The sequence below is a fragment of the Agathobaculum sp. Marseille-P7918 genome, assembly GCF_964248325.1.
Classification (GTDB): Bacteria; Bacillota; Clostridia; order Oscillospirales; family Butyricicoccaceae; genus Agathobaculum.
Genome location: NZ_CAXTXI010000009.1, coordinates 59,496 through 79,009, shown reverse-complemented (window position 1 = coordinate 79,009; position 19,514 = coordinate 59,496). Strand labels below are relative to the sequence as shown.

General features: G+C 52.6%; 18 protein-coding genes, 4 tRNA genes and 1 pseudogene. 7 read left to right on the top strand and 16 right to left on the bottom strand.

Annotated features, from left to right (window positions below; genetic code table 11):
- Positions 1 to 88 precede the first annotated feature (88 nt).
- The 10 genes from ACESSO_RS12285 to fba form a co-directional block, all read right to left on the bottom strand.
- Positions 89 to 2,155 (bottom strand): sensor histidine kinase, encoded by a 2,067-nt coding sequence (locus tag ACESSO_RS12285; RefSeq protein WP_373165685.1) that lies wholly within the window; start codon positions 2,153 to 2,155, stop codon positions 89 to 91.
- Complete coding sequence (locus ACESSO_RS12280) at positions 2,152 to 2,853, bottom strand: response regulator transcription factor (RefSeq protein WP_373165683.1); 702 nt, start codon at positions 2,851 to 2,853, stop codon at positions 2,152 to 2,154. The genes ACESSO_RS12285 and ACESSO_RS12280 overlap by 4 nt, the downstream gene beginning before the upstream one ends.
- Before the next feature lie 128 nt (positions 2,854 to 2,981).
- Positions 2,982 to 3,055 (bottom strand) — tRNA-Cys (locus tag ACESSO_RS12275).
- Positions 3,056 to 3,060: 5 nt separating this feature from the next.
- Positions 3,061 to 3,136 (bottom strand) — tRNA-Gly (locus tag ACESSO_RS12270).
- Positions 3,137 to 3,143: 7 nt separating this feature from the next.
- Positions 3,144 to 3,219, bottom strand: a tRNA-Phe gene (locus ACESSO_RS12265).
- Positions 3,220 to 3,251: 32 nt separating this feature from the next.
- Positions 3,252 to 3,328 (bottom strand) — tRNA-Asp (locus tag ACESSO_RS12260).
- Positions 3,329 to 3,412: 84 nt separating this feature from the next.
- On the bottom strand, positions 3,413 to 4,294 hold the full coding sequence (hslO, locus tag ACESSO_RS12255) for an Hsp33 family molecular chaperone HslO (RefSeq protein ID WP_373165682.1): 882 nt from the start codon (positions 4,292 to 4,294) through the stop codon (positions 3,413 to 3,415).
- Between the two features lie 6 nt (positions 4,295 to 4,300).
- A complete protein-coding gene (locus ACESSO_RS12250) occupies positions 4,301 to 5,041 on the bottom strand; it encodes a class I SAM-dependent methyltransferase (protein WP_373165681.1) in 741 nt (246 codons plus the stop codon).
- Entirely contained in the window at positions 5,034 to 5,330 is a 297-nt protein-coding gene (locus ACESSO_RS12245) for a YerC/YecD family TrpR-related protein (protein ID WP_297283087.1), read from the bottom strand. The genes ACESSO_RS12250 and ACESSO_RS12245 overlap by 8 nt, the downstream gene beginning before the upstream one ends.
- Positions 5,331 to 5,508: 178 nt before the next feature.
- Positions 5,509 to 6,477 (bottom strand): class II fructose-1,6-bisphosphate aldolase, encoded by a 969-nt coding sequence (fba, locus tag ACESSO_RS12240; RefSeq protein ID WP_373165680.1) that lies wholly within the window; start codon positions 6,475 to 6,477, stop codon positions 5,509 to 5,511.
- Positions 6,478 to 6,726: 249 nt separating this feature from the next.
- Here fba and ACESSO_RS12235 point away from each other — a divergent pair, with 249 nt between their 5' ends.
- From ACESSO_RS12235 to ACESSO_RS12215, 5 genes are all read left to right on the top strand, one after another.
- Positions 6,727 to 7,968 (top strand): 6-phosphofructokinase, encoded by a 1,242-nt coding sequence (locus tag ACESSO_RS12235; RefSeq protein ID WP_373165679.1) that lies wholly within the window; start codon positions 6,727 to 6,729, stop codon positions 7,966 to 7,968.
- Positions 7,969 to 8,066: 98 nt separating this feature from the next.
- Positions 8,067 to 8,729: a hypothetical protein gene (locus ACESSO_RS12230; protein WP_373165678.1), complete on the top strand. Its 663-nt coding sequence runs from the start codon at positions 8,067 to 8,069 to the stop codon at positions 8,727 to 8,729.
- A gap of 99 nt (positions 8,730 to 8,828) precedes the next feature.
- Complete coding sequence (locus ACESSO_RS12225) at positions 8,829 to 9,353, top strand: sigma-70 family RNA polymerase sigma factor (protein ID WP_346704042.1); 525 nt, start codon at positions 8,829 to 8,831, stop codon at positions 9,351 to 9,353.
- Between the two features lie 25 nt (positions 9,354 to 9,378).
- Entirely contained in the window at positions 9,379 to 10,701 is a 1,323-nt protein-coding gene (locus ACESSO_RS12220; protein ID WP_373165677.1) for a hypothetical protein, read from the top strand.
- 101 nt (positions 10,702 to 10,802) lie between these two features.
- The gene (locus tag ACESSO_RS12215; RefSeq protein ID WP_373165675.1) at positions 10,803 to 12,125 is read left to right on the top strand and encodes a replication-associated recombination protein A; all 1,323 of its coding nucleotides are present in this window, start codon (positions 10,803 to 10,805) and stop codon (positions 12,123 to 12,125) included.
- Positions 12,126 to 12,185: 60 nt separating this feature from the next.
- Here ACESSO_RS12215 and ACESSO_RS12210 read toward each other — a convergent pair whose 3' ends face one another.
- Both ACESSO_RS12210 and ACESSO_RS12205 read right to left on the bottom strand, forming a co-directional pair.
- Positions 12,186 to 13,367, bottom strand: a complete 1,182-nt coding sequence (locus ACESSO_RS12210; RefSeq protein ID WP_373165674.1) for a phosphodiester glycosidase family protein — start codon at positions 13,365 to 13,367, stop codon at positions 12,186 to 12,188.
- A gap of 58 nt (positions 13,368 to 13,425) precedes the next feature.
- Positions 13,426 to 15,039: a DEAD/DEAH box helicase gene (locus tag ACESSO_RS12205; protein WP_373165673.1), complete on the bottom strand. Its 1,614-nt coding sequence runs from the start codon at positions 15,037 to 15,039 to the stop codon at positions 13,426 to 13,428.
- Between the two features lie 120 nt (positions 15,040 to 15,159).
- On the opposite strand from ACESSO_RS12205, the gene ACESSO_RS12200 reads away from it, so the two are divergent.
- Positions 15,160 to 16,020 carry a putative manganese transporter gene (locus ACESSO_RS12200; RefSeq protein WP_373165672.1) on the top strand — a complete coding sequence of 287 codons (861 nt, stop codon included), beginning with the start codon at positions 15,160 to 15,162 and terminating at the stop codon, positions 16,018 to 16,020.
- Positions 16,021 to 16,065: 45 nt separating this feature from the next.
- Here the strand turns inward: ACESSO_RS12200 and ACESSO_RS12195 are convergent, their stop codons facing one another.
- The 4 genes and pseudogenes from ACESSO_RS12195 to ACESSO_RS12180 form a co-directional block, all read right to left on the bottom strand.
- Positions 16,066 to 16,677, bottom strand: coding sequence for a CpXC domain-containing protein (locus ACESSO_RS12195; RefSeq protein WP_373165671.1), 612 nt, complete (start codon positions 16,675 to 16,677; stop codon positions 16,066 to 16,068).
- Between the two features lie 150 nt (positions 16,678 to 16,827).
- Positions 16,828 to 17,193 carry a DUF2752 domain-containing protein gene (locus ACESSO_RS12190; protein WP_373165669.1) on the bottom strand — a complete coding sequence of 122 codons (366 nt, stop codon included), beginning with the start codon at positions 17,191 to 17,193 and terminating at the stop codon, positions 16,828 to 16,830.
- Positions 17,194 to 18,129 (bottom strand): ABC-F family ATP-binding cassette domain-containing protein, encoded by a 936-nt coding sequence (locus tag ACESSO_RS12185; protein ID WP_373165792.1) that lies wholly within the window; start codon positions 18,127 to 18,129, stop codon positions 17,194 to 17,196.
- A gap of 30 nt (positions 18,130 to 18,159) precedes the next feature.
- A pseudogene (locus tag ACESSO_RS12180) lies at positions 18,160 to 18,798 on the bottom strand (ATP-binding cassette domain-containing protein); the annotation flags it as partial.
- A gap of 179 nt (positions 18,799 to 18,977) precedes the next feature.
- Between ACESSO_RS12180 and ACESSO_RS12175 the strand changes: the two are divergent.
- Complete coding sequence (locus ACESSO_RS12175; RefSeq protein WP_373165668.1) at positions 18,978 to 19,499, top strand: nitroreductase family protein; 522 nt, start codon at positions 18,978 to 18,980, stop codon at positions 19,497 to 19,499.
- Positions 19,500 to 19,514 lie beyond the last annotated feature (15 nt).

Genomic DNA, 19,514 nt, shown 5'->3' with positions numbered 1-19,514 from the left:
TCTGCGCAAATAATTTATGCGCATACCTGCACATAAAAAGCCGACCCGGCAAAGTGCCAGGTCGGCTGATACCCTATCCTTATTGTTATTACTGCTGAATCGCAAAAGTTATTTGGACTTTGAACAAATCTCCGTCAACCAAAACCGCGAACGTACCGCCGCAGGCTTCAACATAGCTTTTGGCGATCGCAAGGCCGAGTCCGCTGCCCTCAGTCGAACGCGCTGCATCGCCGCGGACAAATCGCTCGGTGATCTCGCTCGCATCAAAATCCATCGCGTAATTGGCAATGTTTTTCAATTCAATTACCGCATTATTCTCTTGCTCCGTAACCGACACAAACACGCGCGTGCCCGGCATTGCATATTTAATGCAATTTCCAATCAGATTTTCCATCACACGGGACATCTTATTGCCGTCTGCCCAGATCGGCACCTCATGCTCCGGCATATCGACCTTGAGCGCCAGCTTGCCGTCATCGATCGACTGATCTTGTTCGCCCAGTGCTTGCCGCACCAGCGTACATGCATCCAGCCGTTCACAGAAAATCTGCTCCGCGCCCGACTGCACCTTGGAAATGTCAAACAGATCACTCGTCAGGTTTTTCAGACGCATGCCCTTCTGGTGGATGATCTTGGCGTAGTCGTTTGCCTCCTCCGGTGTCAAATGCTCCTGACAGAGCAGGTCGGAATAATTGAGAATCGAGGTCAGCGGAGTTTTCAAATCATGACTGACGTTGGTAATCAGTTCGCTCTTCATACGCTCCGCACGCACCTCGTTTTGCAAGGCAAGCTGCATGCCATCGCCCAGCGAGTTGATGTCATCTGCCATCGAGGCAAATACACCCTCAGGCATATCGGTCAGCTTATAACTCAGATCGCCGCCACGCAACCGCCGCAGAGCCTCGACCACGCGCTCAAAGCCGTCGATACGCTTGATGAGAAACCAGATTGCTGCATAAACCCACACAATACCCAGTAAAAAACATAGGCTGAAGATCGGTGAAATGCCAAACAGCCACGCCAAAAAAGCCAACACAATGGAATAAACCAAGAACAACATCAACAACTTGCGCGTTTTATAATTCTGAAATGCCTTGTGCCACAGACCATCCTTGCCACGTCCCACGCCATGCCAGACATTTCTGCACAAGTTGATCGCCCAGCGGAAAATTCGTTTCACCGTGCGCCAGCACCAGCGAATCGCCCGCAGGACAAAGGAGCGCTCAACAAACGTACGATTTTTCATATTACGCACGAGCGAGAGAATCAATTCTATTACCAGCGCGAACGCGCAGACAAGCAGCGCAGTCAGCAGCTTGGTCATTACCGTCATTGCACCGCTGTTGCTGCTACTAAACACCATATCCAAACCAACGAACACCAACGCCGCTGTGCCAATCGCTGTGCCACCGATTAGCAGCAAATTTAGTTCAACAAACATTCGGTCGAGCAACACCAGATGTACTTGCTCATCCTCTGCACGACGACCGGTAACAAACAGCAGATAAATTAATGCAACCAGCGCCACAAAGAACACCGCGATGCATTTGGCAACTGCACCGCTGAATACGTCGCGTCCCTGTTCCCATCGCGTACGCAATGCAGCAGCCTGCTCTTCCGTCATACGCAGGAGGATGCAGTCTCCCGCCTGCAACTGGGTCCTATCCGCTGCTTTTTCTGCCACTGTCTGCTCATCCCAGTAATCGTCATACTTGTCTGTCCAGCCCAGAAGTACATACGTATAGTCCCATACTTCAACATTGCCATACCATTCTCCCGGTTTGATTATCAGATAATAAGGAGAACTCTCTGTCCTCGTCTCAGTCAAATCGACATTTTTTAAGACCGTACCACCCAATCTGGCATAATAGTCACCATAGAAATTATCTTTCAGCAATTGCGCAGTTTCATTCTGATCCCGACCATTGCGAAGCGAATTATCCAAAATCGTCAATGCAGAATTGAAACCTCGACTTAACATCCCCGAGCTTTCAAAGCTGGACTCCAGCAGATAAACGCTGCCTCCATACTCTTCACTCTGTTCATAAAACCACTGTGCCGCACTGCCAGCCGTCAATCCGGCCACCGCCACACAGACCAGGCACACCACAAACGCAATGCCCTTCAGAATAGGCGAACGCATCACCTTTTTCATGTTCCCTCACTCCTCTCTATCTTGTATCCCACGCCCCACACGACCTTGAGGTACCGCGGCTCCTTCGGGTTGATTTCAATCTTTTCACGAATGTGCCGCACATGCACCGCAATCGCATTGTCCGACACAACTTCATCATTCCATACCTGCCGATAAATCTCCTCGGTAGAGAATACCTTACCCGGATGGCGACACAGCAGTTCGAGGATTTTGTATTCAAGCGGCGTCAGGCGCACCGCTTCACCATCTACTGTTACCGTTTTACTCTCGGTATCGAGCACCAGCCCTCGAATAGCAATCTGCTTTTCCGTCACCTGCATTGCACCAAGCTGCGTATAGCGCCGCAGCTGGCTCTTGACCCGCGCCACCAACTCAGATGGGTTAAAAGGCTTCGTGATGTAATCATCCGCGCCCGCCGTCAAACCGAGAATTTTATCCGCATCCTCACTCTTGGCCGAAATCAGGATAATCGGAATGTTCTTGCTCTCCCGCACCTTGAGCAGTGTCTTGATACCGTCCAGTTCGGGCATCATGATGTCCAGCAGCAGCAGATGAACCATACGCGTCATAATAATGTCCAGCGCTTCCAGGCCGTTATAGGCTTTCTCAACCGCGTAGCCGTCTGCCTGCAAAAAAATCGCAATGCTGTCCACAATCTCCTTATCATCGTCCACCACTAGTACCGTAAGCTTCTCCATGGTGTCCCCCTCCTCTATGGTTCTATGATAACAAAGGTTTCTGTTGATTTTCCTCATGAAATTCTTAAGATTTTCTTATTATTTTTCAGAAAGCAAAAAAAGAGACGCCACATTGGCGTCTCTTTTTTTGGAGGTACCACCCAGAATCGAACTGGGGATCAGGGAGTTGCAGTCCCACGCCTTACCGCTTGGCTATGGTACCAGATGTGGAGCGGCTGACGAGGCTCGAACTCGCTACCTCCACCTTGGCAAGGTGGCGCTCTACCAGATGAGCTACAGCCGCATATTTATGGTGCCTCCGGGCGGAATCGAACCACCGACACGGGGATTTTCAGTCCCCTGCTCTACCGACTGAGCTACAGAGGCAAGTTTTCTTCAATCGATTAAGACTGAAGAAATGGCGACCCGGATGGGACTTGAACCCACGGCCTCCAGCGTGACAGGCTGGCGCTCTAACCAACTGAGCTACCGGGCCGAATCGCCGCCGCCGTAATCATCAGCGGCGAGATTTATTATATCGAAACATTAGCGAAATGTCAACACTTTTTTGACGATTTTTTTATTTTTCTGCATGGGCCAAAAGCTGTCGCAACTCTTCCCGCGAAAAAACATAGACTTTATCGCAAAACTGGCAAGTTACCTCACTTTTTTCCTGTTCTTCCGCCATTTTGGATAATTCGTCTTTTCCCATGCTGAGCAGAGCGCGCTCCACCTTTTCCCGACTGCACGCACAACGGTAGCCAATCGGATCGGTCTGTAAAAAGTCTACCGCGAAGCCGTCCAGCACGGTCTGCACGATTTGCTCGAGCGTCATCCCCTTGTCCAGCATTGTGGTCATCGGCTCAATTTTTGCCAGATTCGCTTCCAGACGGTCAATATCCGCATCCTTGACACCCGGCATCAGCTGCACCAGCCAGCCGCCCGCGCACTTGACCGAACGGTCGGTATCCACCAGCACCCCCAGCGCACACGCAGACGGAATCTGCTCGCTCTCCGCAAAATAGCGTGTCAAATCCTCGGCAATTTCACCATTGACCAATGCAACCGTACCGGTAATCGGGTCTTTCAGCCCAATGTCCTTTATCACCATCAGATAGCCACGGCCTACACCGCCGCCCACGTCCAGCTTGCCATCCGCGCGCAGCGGCAGCTCACAGCCCGCATTCTGCAGATAACCGCGTACCCAGCCGTCTGCATCGCCGACGCAAACAATCGTCCCCAGCGGGCCGTTTCCCTTAACCTGTACGGTAACCGACCCATCATCGGTCTTGAGCTGGCTGCCCATAATCGCCGTCGCAGTCAGGGTACGACCAAGCGCCGCGGTCGCCACCGGCGTAGTATCGTGAATCTCCCGCGCACGCTCGACCAATCCGGTCGTCACGGCGGCGGAAATCTGAATGCCCGCATCTCGGGCGATTGCGCGAAGTAACGTATCGCTCATATTTGTTTAATCTCTCTTTCGTGCGGTAATATAAACCCTATCTTCCCCACCCTGTACCGGCGAGAACGATTGGTCTCCATAGGTTTTGATTTCGGAAAAGCCTGCCTTTTCCAGCATGGCGATCAGTTCCGGAATGGTGTAAATACGCTCCTCATGCGTCTCCTGCGCGCGTGTCCATGCATCACCGTCCCGTTCGAAAATATCGAACTGATAGGCACACAGACCGTCCTCTACTGCGGCCTGCCAGACGCAAAACACGTCCTCATCCTCGCGCACATAGCTGTTACCATCAATGCGCGCAAACTTTTCTGGCGTGTTGATATCGAACACGAATAAACCCGTTTTGGGCTCCAGAAATAAGTGTACCCGGTCGAACGCCTTTTGCAGCACCGCCGGTTCCGTCACATAATTAACGCTGTCCAGACAGCACAGGCACACATCCACCGTACCGTATAAATCAAGCTGCTCCATGCGCTGATTGAGGAACAGCGGGCGCGGTTCGCAATCAAAGGTGTTCTGCATCGCCTGCATCAGCATTTCAGGGGAAGCATCCACACCGATCATGTCGTATCCGCGCTGCGCCAGCAATCGCGTCAGACTGCCTGTACCACAGGCCAGATCGAGAACGAGCTTGGGTTCTACACCTTCACGCGCAAACAGCGCAACAAAAAACTCCGCCCACTGCTCATAGCCCACATCATCTGTAAAGCGGTCATAGTATGCCGACAGAGTTTGATAACTATTCATCGTCTTCCTTCAAACGGTCCAGCATTTTACGATATCCATCGGACCCATATACCAAGCACTTATTGACACGGCTGATTGTGGCCGTCGATGCACCGGTCTCCTGCACAATGTCGCTGTAAATGCGGCCCTCGTCCAACATGCGAGCAACCTGAAAGCGCTGCACCATTGCACGAAGCTCAGCGATTGTACACAAATCCTCAAAAAAGTCATAACAATCTTCCACTGTCTTGAGCTTCAGGATCCCTCGAAACAAGATGTCCATATCCTCATCTTTCAGCTTTCGATTCAAGACGTATCCCTCCTACATGCATATTACGTTTTCGTTTATTCACATTATAGCACAGCGCTTTCATAATGTAAAGTACGAAAACCGACTTACAAACCGTTCTTATGCAGTCCATTCCGATAAAAAAAACGAACCGCATCCAAAAGGATGCGGTTCGCACTGTTTCCAACGCAGAAACTTCTTATGCCTTGCCGTTGCAGCCGAGCACATGGACCAGCTTGTGAGCAACCATGTCCTTAACAGCCTGACGAGCGGGCTTGAGGTACTGACGGGGATCGAAGTGATCCGGATGCTCGTCGAAGTACTCACGGATGGTAGCGGTGATAGCCAGACGGATATCCGAGTCAATGTTGATCTTGCAGACGGACAGCTTAGCAGCCTGACGCAGCTCTTCCTCCGGAATGCCGATTGCATCGGGCATCTTGCCGCCGTGCGCGTTGATGATGTCAACAAACTTCTGCGGAACAGAAGAAGAACCGTGCAGAACGATCGGGAAGCCCGGCAGACGCTTGGAGACTTCCTCCAGCACGTCGAAACGCAGCGGAGGCGGAACCAGAATGCCCTGCTCGTTGCGGGTGCACTGCTCGGGAGTGAACTTGTAAGCGCCGTGGGAGGTACCGATGGCAATTGCCAGCGAGTCACAGCCGGTGCGCGAAACGAACTCTTCTACTTCTTCCGGACGGGTGTAGGAGGAATCCTCAGCGGAAACCTTTACGTCGTCCTCAACGCCTGCCAGCGTGCCCAGCTCTGCCTCAACAACAACGCCGTGCGCATGTGCGTACTCAACAACCTTCTTGGTGATCTCGACGTTCTCATCAAACGGCTTGCTGGAAGCGTCGATCATAACCGAAGTAAAACCGCCGTCGATGCAGGACTTGCAGGTCTCAAAGTCCGGGCCGTGGTCCAGATGCAGCGCGATCGGAACGTCCGGGCACTCCTGCACCGCAGCTTCCACCATTTTCACCAGATAGGTGTGGTTAGCGTAAGCGCGCGCACCCTTGGAAACCTGCAGCACAACCGGAGCCTTCTGCTCCTGGCAAGCCTCGGTGATGCCCTGTACGATTTCCATGTTGTTTACGTTGAAGGCGCCGACAGCATAGCCGCCTGCATAGGCCTTCTTAAACATCTCGGTAGTAGTAACTAATGGCATAGTAAACTTCCTTTCCTACAAACAAATTAGCCTAAGCTGAATTCTTCCTTTATTTTATCAGTATGTTCGCATAAAATCAAGTGCATCAGAAAAATTGCGCCCATTTTTTGCTTTTCTGCCTAAAATGTGCGGCTGTATGCAAAAAATTTTGTTTTGCATTGATTTTGAAATGGTTTTATGATACCCTTATATTGCAAGAAAATGCAGTGGACAAACCCTGTGTTTTAAATTGTTAGGAGGTTTATCATTATGAGTGAACTGAAAGGCGCTTGCGTCATCGGCCAGTCGGGCGGCCCGACTTCGGTCATCAACGCTTCTGTTCTCGGCGCGTTGGAGACCGCGCTGGACAACCCGTCCATCACCCGTGTATTCGGCATGGCACACGGTATCAAGGGCCTGCTGAACGACGAGCTGTACGACATCGACAAGGAAGATCGCGACGAGCTCGCGCTGCTGCGCTACACCCCGTCCTCTGCCCTCGGCTCCTGCCGTTATAAGCTGGCTGATCCGGATGTGGACGACACCGATTACAAGCGTATCCTTGAAATCTTCAAGAAGTACGACATCCGTTATTTCTTCTATAACGGCGGCAACGACTCCATGGATACCTGCAACAAGGTTTCCAAGTATATGATGAAGTCCGGCTACGAGTGCCGCGTCATGGGTATTCCGAAGACCATCGACAACGACCTGTTCGGCACCGACCACTGCCCGGGCTACGCTTCCGCTGCCAAGTATATCGCCACCTCCTGCATGGAAATCTATCAGGATGCGCGCGTTTACGACACCGGCATGGTTTGCGTTGTTGAAATCATGGGCCGTCATGCCGGCTGGCTGGCTGGTGCTGCTGGTCTGGCAACCGCGATGGGCGCAGGTCCGGATCTGATTTACCTCCCCGAGACCGACTTCGACATGCAGAAGTTCCTCGCAGACGTAAAGCGCATCTATGCAGAACAGGGCAACTGCCTGGTTGCTGTTTCTGAAGGCATCCACTATGCAGACGGCTCCTTCGTATCCGAGGCTAAGACCTCTGCAACCGACGGCTTCGGCCATGCACAGCTGGGCGGTCTGGCTGCTATGCTGGCTGACACCGTTAAGAACGAGCTGGGCTGCAAGGTTCGCGGCATCGAGCTTTCTCTGCTCCAGCGCTGCGCTGCACACTGCGCTTCCAAGACCGACGTAGACGAGTCCTACATGTCCGGTAAGGCTGCTGTTGAGAATGCTGTTGCCGGCAAGACCGACTACATGCCGGGCTTCAAGTGCACTCGTGACGCGAACGGCTACAAGTGCGAGATTGAACTGCTCCCGCTGTCCGAAGTTGCCAACACCGAGAAGAAGGTTCCGCGCGACTGGATCAACGAGGAAGGCAACGGCGTAACCGAGAAGTTTGTCGAGTATGCTATGCCGCTGATCGCCGGCGAGAACGTAGGCCCGAAGGTGAACGGCCTGCCGCGCTTTGCTAAGCTCAAGAAGATCAAGGCAGAAGCGTAAGTTTCTCTTTTCATGAATAGCGCCTTGCGGCGCAGAATGATAAAACGGGCAAAGCCGCAAGGCTTTGCCCGTTTGCCTTTCCGAAAGGTTGGATAGAGATGAAAAAGCAGCTTTCCACCCCTGTTCTGGCTGTGCTGGCTGTTGCCGCATGGCTGGCGGCAAGCAGTCTTGCCACTTGGGTTAACTTCGCATATGACGACGCCCTTGGTATCAATGTAGTCTATCTGTGGATCTGGGGCGCAGCGATGCTGCTGATTCCCTTGGTGGCTGTTGAGTATATTGAGCGCGAACGCCCCGACCGCACACCGCGCTGGCAGGGTGTACTGCTGCTGTTGCTGTGCACCGCATCGGCCTATCTGCTGCTGGAGTACGGTGGCTGGTACATGTGGTACCAACCCGACATCTGGTGGCTGTGCCTGCTGGCACTGATTGGCATTACCTTCTGGCTGTATCAAATTCTGCCCTTCCGCCGACCAATACAGCCGCATCCTGTAAGCAGTCGGGCACGAAGCACCTTCATTCTGTTGATGGTATTCTATGTACCGTTCCTCATAGTACTGCCGCTGTATCTGCTTGTCATGCATCCAGTCTCGGTCGCACAGATCACACCGATTGGCGAAGCCGAGGGCGGCAGATATATCGGACGCATCACGGGCGACCGAACCGAAAACCCACTCGGCCTCTACTTTTTCGTAAATGATGATAGCGAGCGTTGGTATTATTACGATGTGCTGACCGGTGAGCCGGTTGATTATGAGTGATAGGCTGCATCTCAATTGAGGCTTTTCAAAAAGCCTCAATTTTTTGCAGTAATTTCCCTTCCCCATGCGTCAAATGATTGGAAAGGATGTGAAGCCGCTGTGGAACCGAACGAAACCAAAACACTCTCGTATCTGCAGGACGAGGACGGCTTTGCACGCCTGCTCGATGATTGGGGCGACCGCCTGCTGCGTCTGTGCACGCTTTATCTGAAAGACGTGCATCTGGCCGAAGACGCAGTACAGGAAACGCTGCTGCGAGCATGGCGTAAAGCGGATACGTTCCATGGCGAAGGCAGTGAAACCACTTGGATCACCCGTATTGCAATCAACGTATGCAAAAGTTATCTTCGTTCTCCTTGGAAACGCCGCCGTGCCCCTGCCGAAGAGTTGGATACGCTGCTTGCACCTACAGATGATCCGCAGGTAGATGACACGCTGCCGCGCGCGATTCTTGCGCTGTCCCGTCCTTACCGTGAAGTGATCATCTTGTACTATTATCAAGAACTCAAAGCGCGCGAAATCGCAGACGTTTTACATGTGGATGTCTCGACTGTCACCGCTCGCCTGTCCCGCGCCCGCAAAATGCTGCGCGAAGCCTTGAAAGGATGGTACTACGATGAATAAACGCAATATGAGGAGGGATTTGGATATGACGATGCAAAATATTACGCTTTCGCCCGAACGGCGCGCGGAAATTCTCCAACAACTTCATCCCCGCCGTACTAAGCTGCGCTGGACAACCGGAAGAATCGTTCTGGCGGCGGTACTTGCTGCGCTGCTGACCTTTTCTGCATTCGCCGCTGCAATCCCGGCTATCCGCGCCGCACTGCAAAATGCGCTCGGCAGTTTTTCTGAGCAAACCCAGCCTATTACCGGCATTGCTGTTGAGGACAACGGCATTGAAGTGCGGCCGGTAGCAGCGCTGGCAAGCAGCAATCTAGTGCGCGTGTGGGTGGAGGTACAGGACAAAACCGGTGACCGACTCAGCGAGGATATGCTAATCAACGGCTGGATCGACCATGAGCAGGATAAAGACGTGCCGGTCATCAACGGCTGGAAAGGCGGCGAGCGAGTAATATACTATGACGAAAATAGCCGCACAGCACTCATCGAAATCTACGAGATTGGCCGTTCGATCGCGGATGGTACCAAGGTCAACGTGTCTTTCAGCAGCTTCCAGCCTGCCGAACGCGCAGAAGAGACGGTCGATTTCCCACGCGAGATGCTGTCCGTCACTGGGCTGAAAAACATGACTCCGGACATGGGCGTGCCGCTCTTTGCAGAGCACATTCCGTTAATTCCTGAACAGACCCCCTGTGAACTGGAAGGCAGCGACCGCGTCCGTCTGTCCTCGGTCGGCTTTGGCGAGGACGGCAAGTTGCATATTCAAGTCGCATTTCTGGGAGAAGCCAATCATTCCGGCAGCACAATACATAGCCGCGCTACCGACGAACGTAATCCAGAACAGTATTTGGGTGGCGGGAGATACTTTCAGTACAACGACCAATGGTATTATGACGAAGTATTCGACATCACCCCGGAAGATCTCCCCTATTTGACCTTTGGCGACTTGCAGGGCACTTATCAGCTGCACGACCCCGTCGAAGGCATCTGGTCGTGCACCATCACGGTGGAGACAGCCGATGAAGTTGTCTACCATCCCAACGTACAGGTCGGCGGCGCGCTGGTCGAAGAAATCCGTGTCTCTGAAATTGGCATATCTGCACGCTCTTCCAGTAAAGGCACCACACTTGGCTATCGCCCTACTTACGCCATAACCAAAGATGGCGAAAAGCTGTACCTCACCAATAACTGCATCGACGGTGGCTGGGGTACGGTACTGGAAGACAACGGTAATCCTTTACCGGACGGTATGGGCTACGCACACGACCAATGGGAATTTGATGAACCGCTTGACCCGTCCGATATCGTCTTGCTGAACTTCGATGGCGTAGACGCTCCCCTGCAATAGCTTGAAAATCCTCTCCTTTTCGGAGAGGATTTTTCATGTCATCTTGCAAGAACATTTGTTCGGTGATATAATACAGGTATCATGCGAAGGAGGTGCGCGGCATGGAACAACAAACCCTATTTGGCGGAGATGATAGCCGTCCGCTCGCAGCGCGGCTGCGCCCGCGCGACCTGTCCGAGTTTGTCGGGCAATCTCACCTGCTGGGCGAAGGCAAGGTACTGCGCCGCCTAATCGAAAGCGACCGCGTCAGCTCCATGATCTTCTGGGGACCGCCCGGCGTGGGAAAAACTACGCTGGCGCGCATCATCGCAAACCGCACCAAGGCAACGTTTATCGACTTTTCCGCTGTCACCAGCGGCATCAAGGAAATACGGCAAGTCATGCAGCAGGCCGAGGACAACCGTCGCTTCGGCGAACGGACCATCGTGTTTGTGGACGAAATTCACCGTTTTAACAAGGCACAGCAGGACGCTTTCCTGCCCTTCGTTGAAAAGGGTAGCATTATCCTGATCGGCGCCACGACCGAAAACCCGTCGTTTGAAGTCAACGGCGCACTTTTGTCGCGTTGCAAAGTATTTGTGCTGCAAGCGCTGACAACAAGCGACCTGACCTCCCTGCTCTCCCGCGCGGTGACCGACCCACGCGGCTTCGGCGCGCAGAAAATCCAAATCGAGCCAGACATGCTGGAAGCAATCGCAAACTTTGCCAATGGCGACGCGCGCGCCGCACTTTCTACGCTTGAAATGCTTGTGCTCAACAGCGATACGGACGGAAAGACTGTCACCGTGACGCGGGAGACTCTCGAACAATGCATCTCCAAAAAGTCGCTGCTGTATGACAAGACCGGCGAAGAGCATTATAACCTGATCTCCGCGCTGCACAAATCCATGCGCAATTCTGACCCGGATGCCGCGGTCTACTGGCTGGCGCGTATGCTGGAGGCCGGTGAAGATCCGCTCTATGTTGCGCGGCGCGTGATTCGCTTCGCCAGCGAAGATGTCGGCATGGCCGACTCCCGCGCGCTGGAAATTGCAGTCGCAGCCTATCAGGCGTGTCACTTTATCGGCATGCCGGAATGCAGCGTCCATCTAACGCACGCGGTGGTCTATCTGTCGCTTGCGCCAAAATCCAACGCATTGTATGTCGCCTACGAAAGCGCAAAAAAGGATGCTTTGACACAGCTCTCCGAACCGGTACCGCTGGTTATCCGCAATGCGCCCACCAGACTGATGAAGGAGCTGGATTACGGCAAAGGCTATCAATACGCGCACGATACCGCCGACAAACTGACCAATATGCAATGCCTGCCCGATTCGCTGGAAGGCCGCGAATACTACCATCCGACCGAACAGGGATCGGAAAGTAAATACAAGGCACGTCTTGCACAAATCAAGGCATGGAAACAACAGCACCGTAAACTATAACCGCACAAAAAAGCACGGCAAAATTGCCGTGCTTTTTGTTATATTTTGCTGTCTGAAGATTTACCGAATCAAAAATGCATCCGGCAGATAACGTCCCTCCGGGTTTTTCGATAAGGTGGTCGGACTGGTAATTTCCCGGCCTCGATACACCATCACAGACGACGAACCGCCGTCCAACATGGAGGCCTGATACGCATGATAGGATTCCATAATTCCAGCGCATCGCTCAATGGAAATACCGAAAGAATGGAACTGACGTCCATCCACCACCAGCATGATAACCGTTCCATCCTCTGCCTGACCGATGGCGGTACGCGGCTGCTGCTCATTGAGCCCCGTCCCCGCCACCAGGTTCTCTCCGTTGATAATCAACGCCGGATGAAATTCCACCGCATCGCGCAGATTGGATGTATCGGTGAACGCACCGATCTGCAGATGATCCTCTTCGTCAAAGCCGATGATCTTCCAGGTATCGCCGACAGCACTCTGCAACTTTTCACCTTGGCTTTTTAGAAAACCATACGGCAAGCCGCCCGTTCCATTGCCTTCATAATCCGCAAAACCAGATGCATTGATGCCCAAAATGGCATCATAGTTCCGCACCATGTCCGAAACATAAGAGCCATAGGAAAACAGCCCTTCACATGTTCCGACAAATACATTTTCCGGCTTTTTGCAAAGCGCAACCTTACCGGCATATTCCATACCGAGCGAGTCTTCACCGACAATCTCCGCAATCAGGATTCCATGCTCCGCATTGATTGCCAAAACTGTATCCCCTTGTTTGGTGACTATGCCGGTGTTGTAATTCTTTTGCGTGGCATCGCCAATAAGGTCAATGTTGATATGGTCATATCCGTCGGCTATGTACTCCGGATTGTCCCGGAGGAACGCTTCAAAGCTGTCTTCATCCAACTCAGAAAAGGTTTGATAAAATTGCTCTTTTGGCGTAGACGCCTTTGTATCTTTATCATCCACATTGCCCCATGCGCTTGTGATGCCTTCTTGCTTCTGATTGAGCAAATAACGCTTCGCCATTACTTCTTCGATGATATCGCCCGGGATAAACCAAGTGGCCAGCCATTGGTGTGTCATTGTTCCCATTGCGGTTTCAATATACCACTCTCTCCACCGGCTGACAAACGCATTTGGAGTATAGAGCAGAAAGGGGTAAACCACAGTCACGCATATCAGAAAAAAACAGGTTAGCCCAAGGGCAAAGCGGTGTCGTGCGCCGTTCATCGTTGTTTACTCCTTTTCCTGCTCATTTTTCTATCTAAGAGGGTGCTCTTCCAGCCGGTTACTTCGCGCTGCGCCGTCTCCGATGAACAGCACTTTTTGTATTTTTCTTAGCAGGCTGTGCCGGAGCGGATGCTTTTTGTGCACGTGCTGCCAACGCATCCTCCACTTTTTTCCGAATACGCGCAGCCGCCTCTTCGCTCAGGGCATAGGCACGCGATGGCGTATGCGCATCCACGCGAGGTTCATTTTTCTCAAAACGCGCATAGGGATCATTGCGGCGCCCCCGCGCACGGGATGAAGCCGTTTTTCTTGCGCGAGGCGCAGCCGCTTTTGCACGCTGCTCATTTTGCGCTTCTGCCGCCTTCTCCTTTCGGGAGGGGCGTTTCGCAGCGGTATTTTTACGCGCTTTTTGCTTCGCTGCCTTTTCCCTTGCAGCATCCGCGGCAACCTCCTCCGCGGAAGCGTTCTCCGAAACCGGCTTGCGTCGTGTACGCACATTGGTCGTTTTGCGCTGACCGGATTCCCTTCCCGCCCGTTCGTTCTCTTTCTCTACATGCGGAATTTCGCCTGCAAGCGGAATACGCTTGCCAATCAGCTTTTCAATATCCGCCAGATACGGACGTTCAGACTGGTCACAGAACGAAATCGCTGTCCCCTCCTGCCCTGCACGTCCCGTACGGCCAATACGATGGACATAGGTTTCCGGAATATTGGGCAGGTCAAAGTTGATGACCAGCGGCAGTTCACTGATATCAATACCGCGCGCAGCAATATCTGTCGCGACGAGTACAGCGATTTTGCACGCCTTGAAATCCTCCAGCGCACGCTGACGCTGGTTCTGGCTCTTATCGCCATGAATGGCTTTTGCCGTAATCCCCGCACGGTTCAAATCGCGCGCAACGCGGTCTGCACCGTGCTTGGTGCGCGTAAAGACCAGCGTCTGGTGTACGTTGCTTTGACGAATTACGTCGATTAACAGTTCCCTTTTTTCCGCTTTCTCCACCAAGAAAACCTTTTGTTCGATTTTTTCCACTGGCTTGGCAGACGGCGTAATGGAAATACGGGCAGGATTGGTCAGTAAACTGTCTGCCAGCGCAGCAATTTCCTTCGGAATGGTTGCAGAAAACAGCAGCGTCTGCCGCTTAGCAGGCAGATATTTGATGATGCGCTTGACATCCGGGAAAAAGCCCATGTCCAGCATGCGATCAGCCTCATCCAGTACAAAGCATTCCACTTTATTTAATTTTACAATGCCTTGCCCCATCAAGTCCCACAACCGGCCGGGGGTTGCAATCAAAATCTCCGCGCCGCGCGCAATGGCCTCAACCTGGGGCACCTGCGACACACCGCCAAAGATGACCGCTGCGGTGCACGGCGTATACCGCGCATACTGGCATACATTTTCATAAATCTGAAGCGCCAGTTCCCGCGTCGGCGTCAAAATCAGTGCGCGAATCGTACCAGCTTTCCCCCTCGAGCCGGCAAGACGCTGAATGATCGGAACCGAAAATGCGCAGGTTTTTCCTGTGCCGGTCTGTGCACAGCCCATCAGGTCATGGCCCTCTAAAACCGGCGGAATCGCTTTTTGCTGAATGGGTGTCGGCTCGTCATACCCGGCTTCGCGCAGTGCTTTGAGTATATTTTTTTCAATTTTAAGTTCGCTAAATTTCATATCCTTCGATCGTTTCCTTTTCAAAACTGGTGTATTTCGGCAAATCTTTCTTGCCCGATTGCATGATAATGTGTTATACTGTTCTGTAGTTGTCTGTGTTTAACTGTCATTTGCTATGAGGTGAATTTATTGCTCGATATTGTATCTCACGTTTTACCGGAAGCGTTTTTCGATGTTCTTAAGACAATACCGCTCTTGCTTGTGGTATATGCTCTTCTCTATTATATCGAAAACCGGCTGACCAATACACCGGCGCTGCTTTCGCGTGCCGCACAGTTTGGCCCTGTTGTCGGTGCGCTGGCCGGAACCATTCCGCAATGCGGTTTTTCCGCTGCGGCTGCCGCACTATTCTCTGCCGGATACCTCGCGCCCGCCACGCTGGTTGCCGTTTTTTTGGCCACTTCAGATGAGGCAGTCCCCGTTATGCTCGCCGGTGGCGCCAGTGTGCCACAGGTCGTTTCCCTTCTGGTTGTCAAGTTTGCCATCGCCGTCATCGGCGGCTATATTTTGCGCTATACCGTATTCCGCAGCCACCGTCCGAACAGCGACGAAGAACTGGAAATTGAAATGTCGGCTTGTGACTGCAGCGCAGGTTCCCCGGTTTGGAGCGTCGTCTGGCACACTCTGAAAACCGCATTTTTCCTGTTTGCAGTACTCTTCGTCTTAAATCTGGTCGTGCACCTCATCGGCGAAGAAGTCCTTGCATCCTTGCTTCTGTCGGACAGCATCTTCCAGCCTCTGCTCTGTGCCATTCTCGGCCTGATTCCCAGCTGCGCCATGAGCGTGCTGCTGTCCGAGCTGTTTGTCGGCGGCACAATCAGCTTCGGTGCCTTGATTGCAGGGCTTTCCACCGGCGCAGGCTTCGGTTACATCGTGCTGTTTGAGGAAAAAGAGGGACGGCATCGCGCCCTGCCCGTAATCGCAGCCACGTTCGCTGTTGCTGTCATCGGAGGCACGCTGGTGCAGGTTTTCTTTGGCTAAAACAAATTCATATCGAACGGTCTTCTCTTGCGGGAAGGCCGTTTTTTATCCCAACTCGTGCAGCAATTCCAGCGCACTGTGCGCCCACGCCATATCGATCTTCGTAAAATCACCGCCGGGCGTATACAGATAGGTTTCCACGTCTTCCCGCAAGCGCTGATAAACCGTACCCGGCATGGCAGCATACTGCTCTGCTCCATCGGACAGCACAGCGACGAACCGGAAGTCCCCGCTACGCTCGTCCAATTCATGGAACAACAGCTCCACTACATCCAAGTCATGATTGAGCTGCGTAAACAGCAACAGTTTCATGATTTCTACCGCGCGGTCATCCAAGCCCCGCTCCAGAATATTGATTTTCTCGCGGAAAGCGTTGAGGCTGTCCACGATGCGCAGGGTATATCCGGCCAGCGGGTCGAACTGCGCCTTGGGCGCTTCGCCCTCCTCCGGCCACAACCAAACCATAAACTGATTGGCCATGTCATGATACAGACACGGGTGAACGACAAGAGCCGTTTCACCACAATTGGGGCATTTGACACGGAAACAGGACAGATCCTGCACCTGCGCCCGCAATTCAGGATTGCGGTCAATATTGATATGATCGTGCACCTTATAGTCGGTCTCCGTCTGACAGTGCGGACAAGTGATAATCATAATTCCGGTTTTCCTCCTAGGTATATGCCCAATTTAAGTTATTATACCACAGTTTTCCGTGATGAAGCAAGCGATGCAGCCTATCCTGTTTCTTAATTATTATAAAGAAAACGCATGGTGGATAGCCATGCGTTTTCGCAAAACGATACCTTATGCCGCAGTGCCGCAGATCAACGGATCACGCATTACCAATCGCACAATCCAGATGCCTGCCCAGAGCGCCATCACACTCCATAACAAGATACTTTCCCGCTTCTTCGTACCGAGCAATGGCTTTTTCCGGAACAGAACCAAAAGCACAATGGGCGGCAGTACATAAATCATCGGATGATAGCGGAAGGCCGTCCAAAAATCCAGCCGCAGCAGCGCGAAAGCTGCCCGCGACAAACCGCAGCCCGGACAGGGTATTCCGGTAAAATGTTGTACCGGACACCCCCACCCCAACCAAGAGGAAGATATAAAAGCCGCCGCAACCATCGCCAGCAATACCAGCAGGCCATATATCCCTTTCTTCATTTAGCCCTGATAGGTTTCGCGGAACTCAAGGAATTCATCGTACGTGCATTCCTTATCCAACACACCCTTATCGCGGATTTCAATGATACGCGTTGCAATGGTCTGTACAAACTCATGGTCATGCGAAGCGAACAACACCGTTCCCTTAAAATCACGCACGCCGTTGTTGACCGCCGTAATGGATTCCAGATCCAGATGATTGGTCGGCTGGTCAATCACCAGCACATTAGAACCGAACAGCATCATGCGAGCGAGCATCAGACGCACCTTTTCACCGCCCGAAAGCACGCGCACCGGCTTATACACATCGTCGCCCGAAAACAGCATGCGACCCAAAAAGCCGCGCAGCGTGGATTCCAGCGTGTCCGTGCGCGAATACGGTGCAATCCAGTCCAGCATATTTTCCGTATGGCCCTCAAAAAACTCGTTGTTGTCCTTGGGGAAATAGCTTTGCGAGGTGGTTACGCCCCACTTAAAGCTGCCTTCGTCCGGTTTCAGCTCACCCATCAGAATCTGGAACAGCGTGGTCATCGCCAATTCGTTATCCGAAATGAATGCAATCTTATCTCCGCGGCGCACAATAAAGGATACGTTGTCCAGAATCTTCTCGCCGTCAATTGTCTTGGAAATACCGCGCACCTCGAGAATATCCTTGCCTGCCTCGCGGTCAGCCGCAAACGACACCCACGGATAGCGACGCGAGGAAGCAGGCAGTTCCTCAACCGTCAGCTTATCGATCAGCTTACGGCGGCTGGTTGCCTGACGGGATTTGGACTTGTTTGCTGCAAAACGCTGAATAAAGTTCTGCAGTTCCTTAATTTTCTCCTCATTCTTGCGGTTCTGATCCTTAATCATGCGCTGAATGAGCTGCGAGGACTCATACCAGAACTCATAGTTACCGACATACAGCTTGATTTTGCCGTAGTCAATATCCACGATATGCGTACAGACGTTATTGAGGAAATGACGGTCATGCGAAACAACCAGAACCGTGCCCTCAAAATCCGCAAGGAAGTCCTCCAGCCAGCGTACCGCCTGAATATCCAGATGGTTGGTCGGCTCGTCAAGCAGCAGGATATCCGGCTTGCCGAACAACGCGCGCGCGAGCAGCACCTTTACCTTTTCTACGTCGCCCAGGTACTGCATCTCGGTATAGAAAATCGCATCTGCATCCAGACCCAGGCCGTTGAGCAGCTGACCGGCTTCGGTCTCCGCTTCCCAACCGCCCATCTCGGCAAACTCGGCCTCAAGCTCCGCCGCCTTATTGCCATCCTCCTCGGTGAATGGGTCCTTCATATAAAGCGCATCCTTCTCCTGCATGACCTCCAGCAGGCGCGGATTGCCGCCGAGGACAGTATTGAGTACGGTCTCCTCGTTGAAGGCAAAGTGGTCCTGCTTCAAAACGCTCATGCGCGTCTTGGGCGCAATAGATACCGTACCGGTAGACGGGTCGAGATCGCCCGACAGAATCCGCAGAAACGTGGATTTTCCTGCGCCGTTGGCACCGATGACACCATAGCAGTTTCCTTCCGTAAACTTCAGATTGACATCCTTAAACAGCGGCTCCCCGCTGAAATTCAAGCTCAGATCGCTGATTGTAATCATATTCGCATCCGTCTCCTGTTTATCATTTTTAATCTGTAACAGTATAACATAGAAAACCTGCTTTTCACAGTTTTTTTACACATCAATTCGCATTTTTGGTGATGTTGTCTTGAAACCTGACCCCACAAGGGCTATACTATATTTATTCTAATCAAGTTCTAATCAAGGAGGTTTTTTTCATGTCCAACCTGATGCAGACTATTAAATCCCGCCGCTCCACGCGCGCGTTTGAATCCAAGCTCCCTCCCAAAGACCAGATCATGCAGCTGGTCGAGGCCGCTGAATGGGCGCCTTCCGGCATGGGCAAGTATCTTTGGCACTTCACAGTGGTATACAGCGCAGAGAAATCCCTGACGCTGGCCCGCGCGGTCGCGGAGGCGGACAACCGTGGTCCGGAGTATAATTTTTACGGTGCGCCGGTCAATATTATCATTTCCTACAAACGCGATGAACATCACGCTTTTGTCGACGGCGCCGCAGCAATGGAGAATCTGCTTCTTATGGCGACCGAGCTGGGTCTCGGCTCGTGCTGGATCAATCAGATTCGTGAGTGCTGTGACGACCCGAAGGTGCGCTCCCTGTTGACCGAATACGGTGTACCCGAGGATCATATTGTCATCTGTTCAGCTGCAATCGGCTACATTGCCAAGGAAACACCCGCAAAACCCCGCAAGGAGGGTATTGTTTCCTTCGTGGAATAAAGGAGGCAAAAAAGC

Excerpts from the sequence above, each read along its gene's own strand:
- ACESSO_RS12285 (WP_373165685.1), bottom strand. The coding sequence starts at position 2,155 with ATGAAAAAGGTGATGCGTTCGCCTATTCTGAAGGGCATTGCGTTTGTG.
- ACESSO_RS12280 (WP_373165683.1), bottom strand. The coding sequence starts at position 2,853 with ATGGAGAAGCTTACGGTACTAGTGGTGGACGATGATAAGGAGATTGTG.
- hslO (WP_373165682.1), bottom strand. The coding sequence starts at position 4,294 with ATGAGCGATACGTTACTTCGCGCAATCGCCCGAGATGCGGGCATTCAG.
- ACESSO_RS12250 (WP_373165681.1), bottom strand. The coding sequence starts at position 5,041 with ATGAATAGTTATCAAACTCTGTCGGCATACTATGACCGCTTTACAGAT.
- fba (WP_373165680.1), bottom strand. The coding sequence starts at position 6,477 with ATGCCATTAGTTACTACTACCGAGATGTTTAAGAAGGCCTATGCAGGC.
- ACESSO_RS12235 (WP_373165679.1), top strand. The coding sequence starts at position 6,727 with ATGAGTGAACTGAAAGGCGCTTGCGTCATCGGCCAGTCGGGCGGCCCG.
- ACESSO_RS12230 (WP_373165678.1), top strand. The coding sequence starts at position 8,067 with ATGAAAAAGCAGCTTTCCACCCCTGTTCTGGCTGTGCTGGCTGTTGCC.
- ACESSO_RS12220 (WP_373165677.1), top strand. The coding sequence starts at position 9,379 with ATGACGATGCAAAATATTACGCTTTCGCCCGAACGGCGCGCGGAAATT.
- ACESSO_RS12215 (WP_373165675.1), top strand. The coding sequence starts at position 10,803 with ATGGAACAACAAACCCTATTTGGCGGAGATGATAGCCGTCCGCTCGCA.
- ACESSO_RS12210 (WP_373165674.1), bottom strand. The coding sequence starts at position 13,367 with ATGAACGGCGCACGACACCGCTTTGCCCTTGGGCTAACCTGTTTTTTT.
- ACESSO_RS12205 (WP_373165673.1), bottom strand. The coding sequence starts at position 15,039 with ATGAAATTTAGCGAACTTAAAATTGAAAAAAATATACTCAAAGCACTG.
- ACESSO_RS12195 (WP_373165671.1), bottom strand. The coding sequence starts at position 16,677 with ATGATTATCACTTGTCCGCACTGTCAGACGGAGACCGACTATAAGGTG.
- ACESSO_RS12190 (WP_373165669.1), bottom strand. The coding sequence starts at position 17,193 with ATGAAGAAAGGGATATATGGCCTGCTGGTATTGCTGGCGATGGTTGCG.
- ACESSO_RS12175 (WP_373165668.1), top strand. The coding sequence starts at position 18,978 with ATGTCCAACCTGATGCAGACTATTAAATCCCGCCGCTCCACGCGCGCG.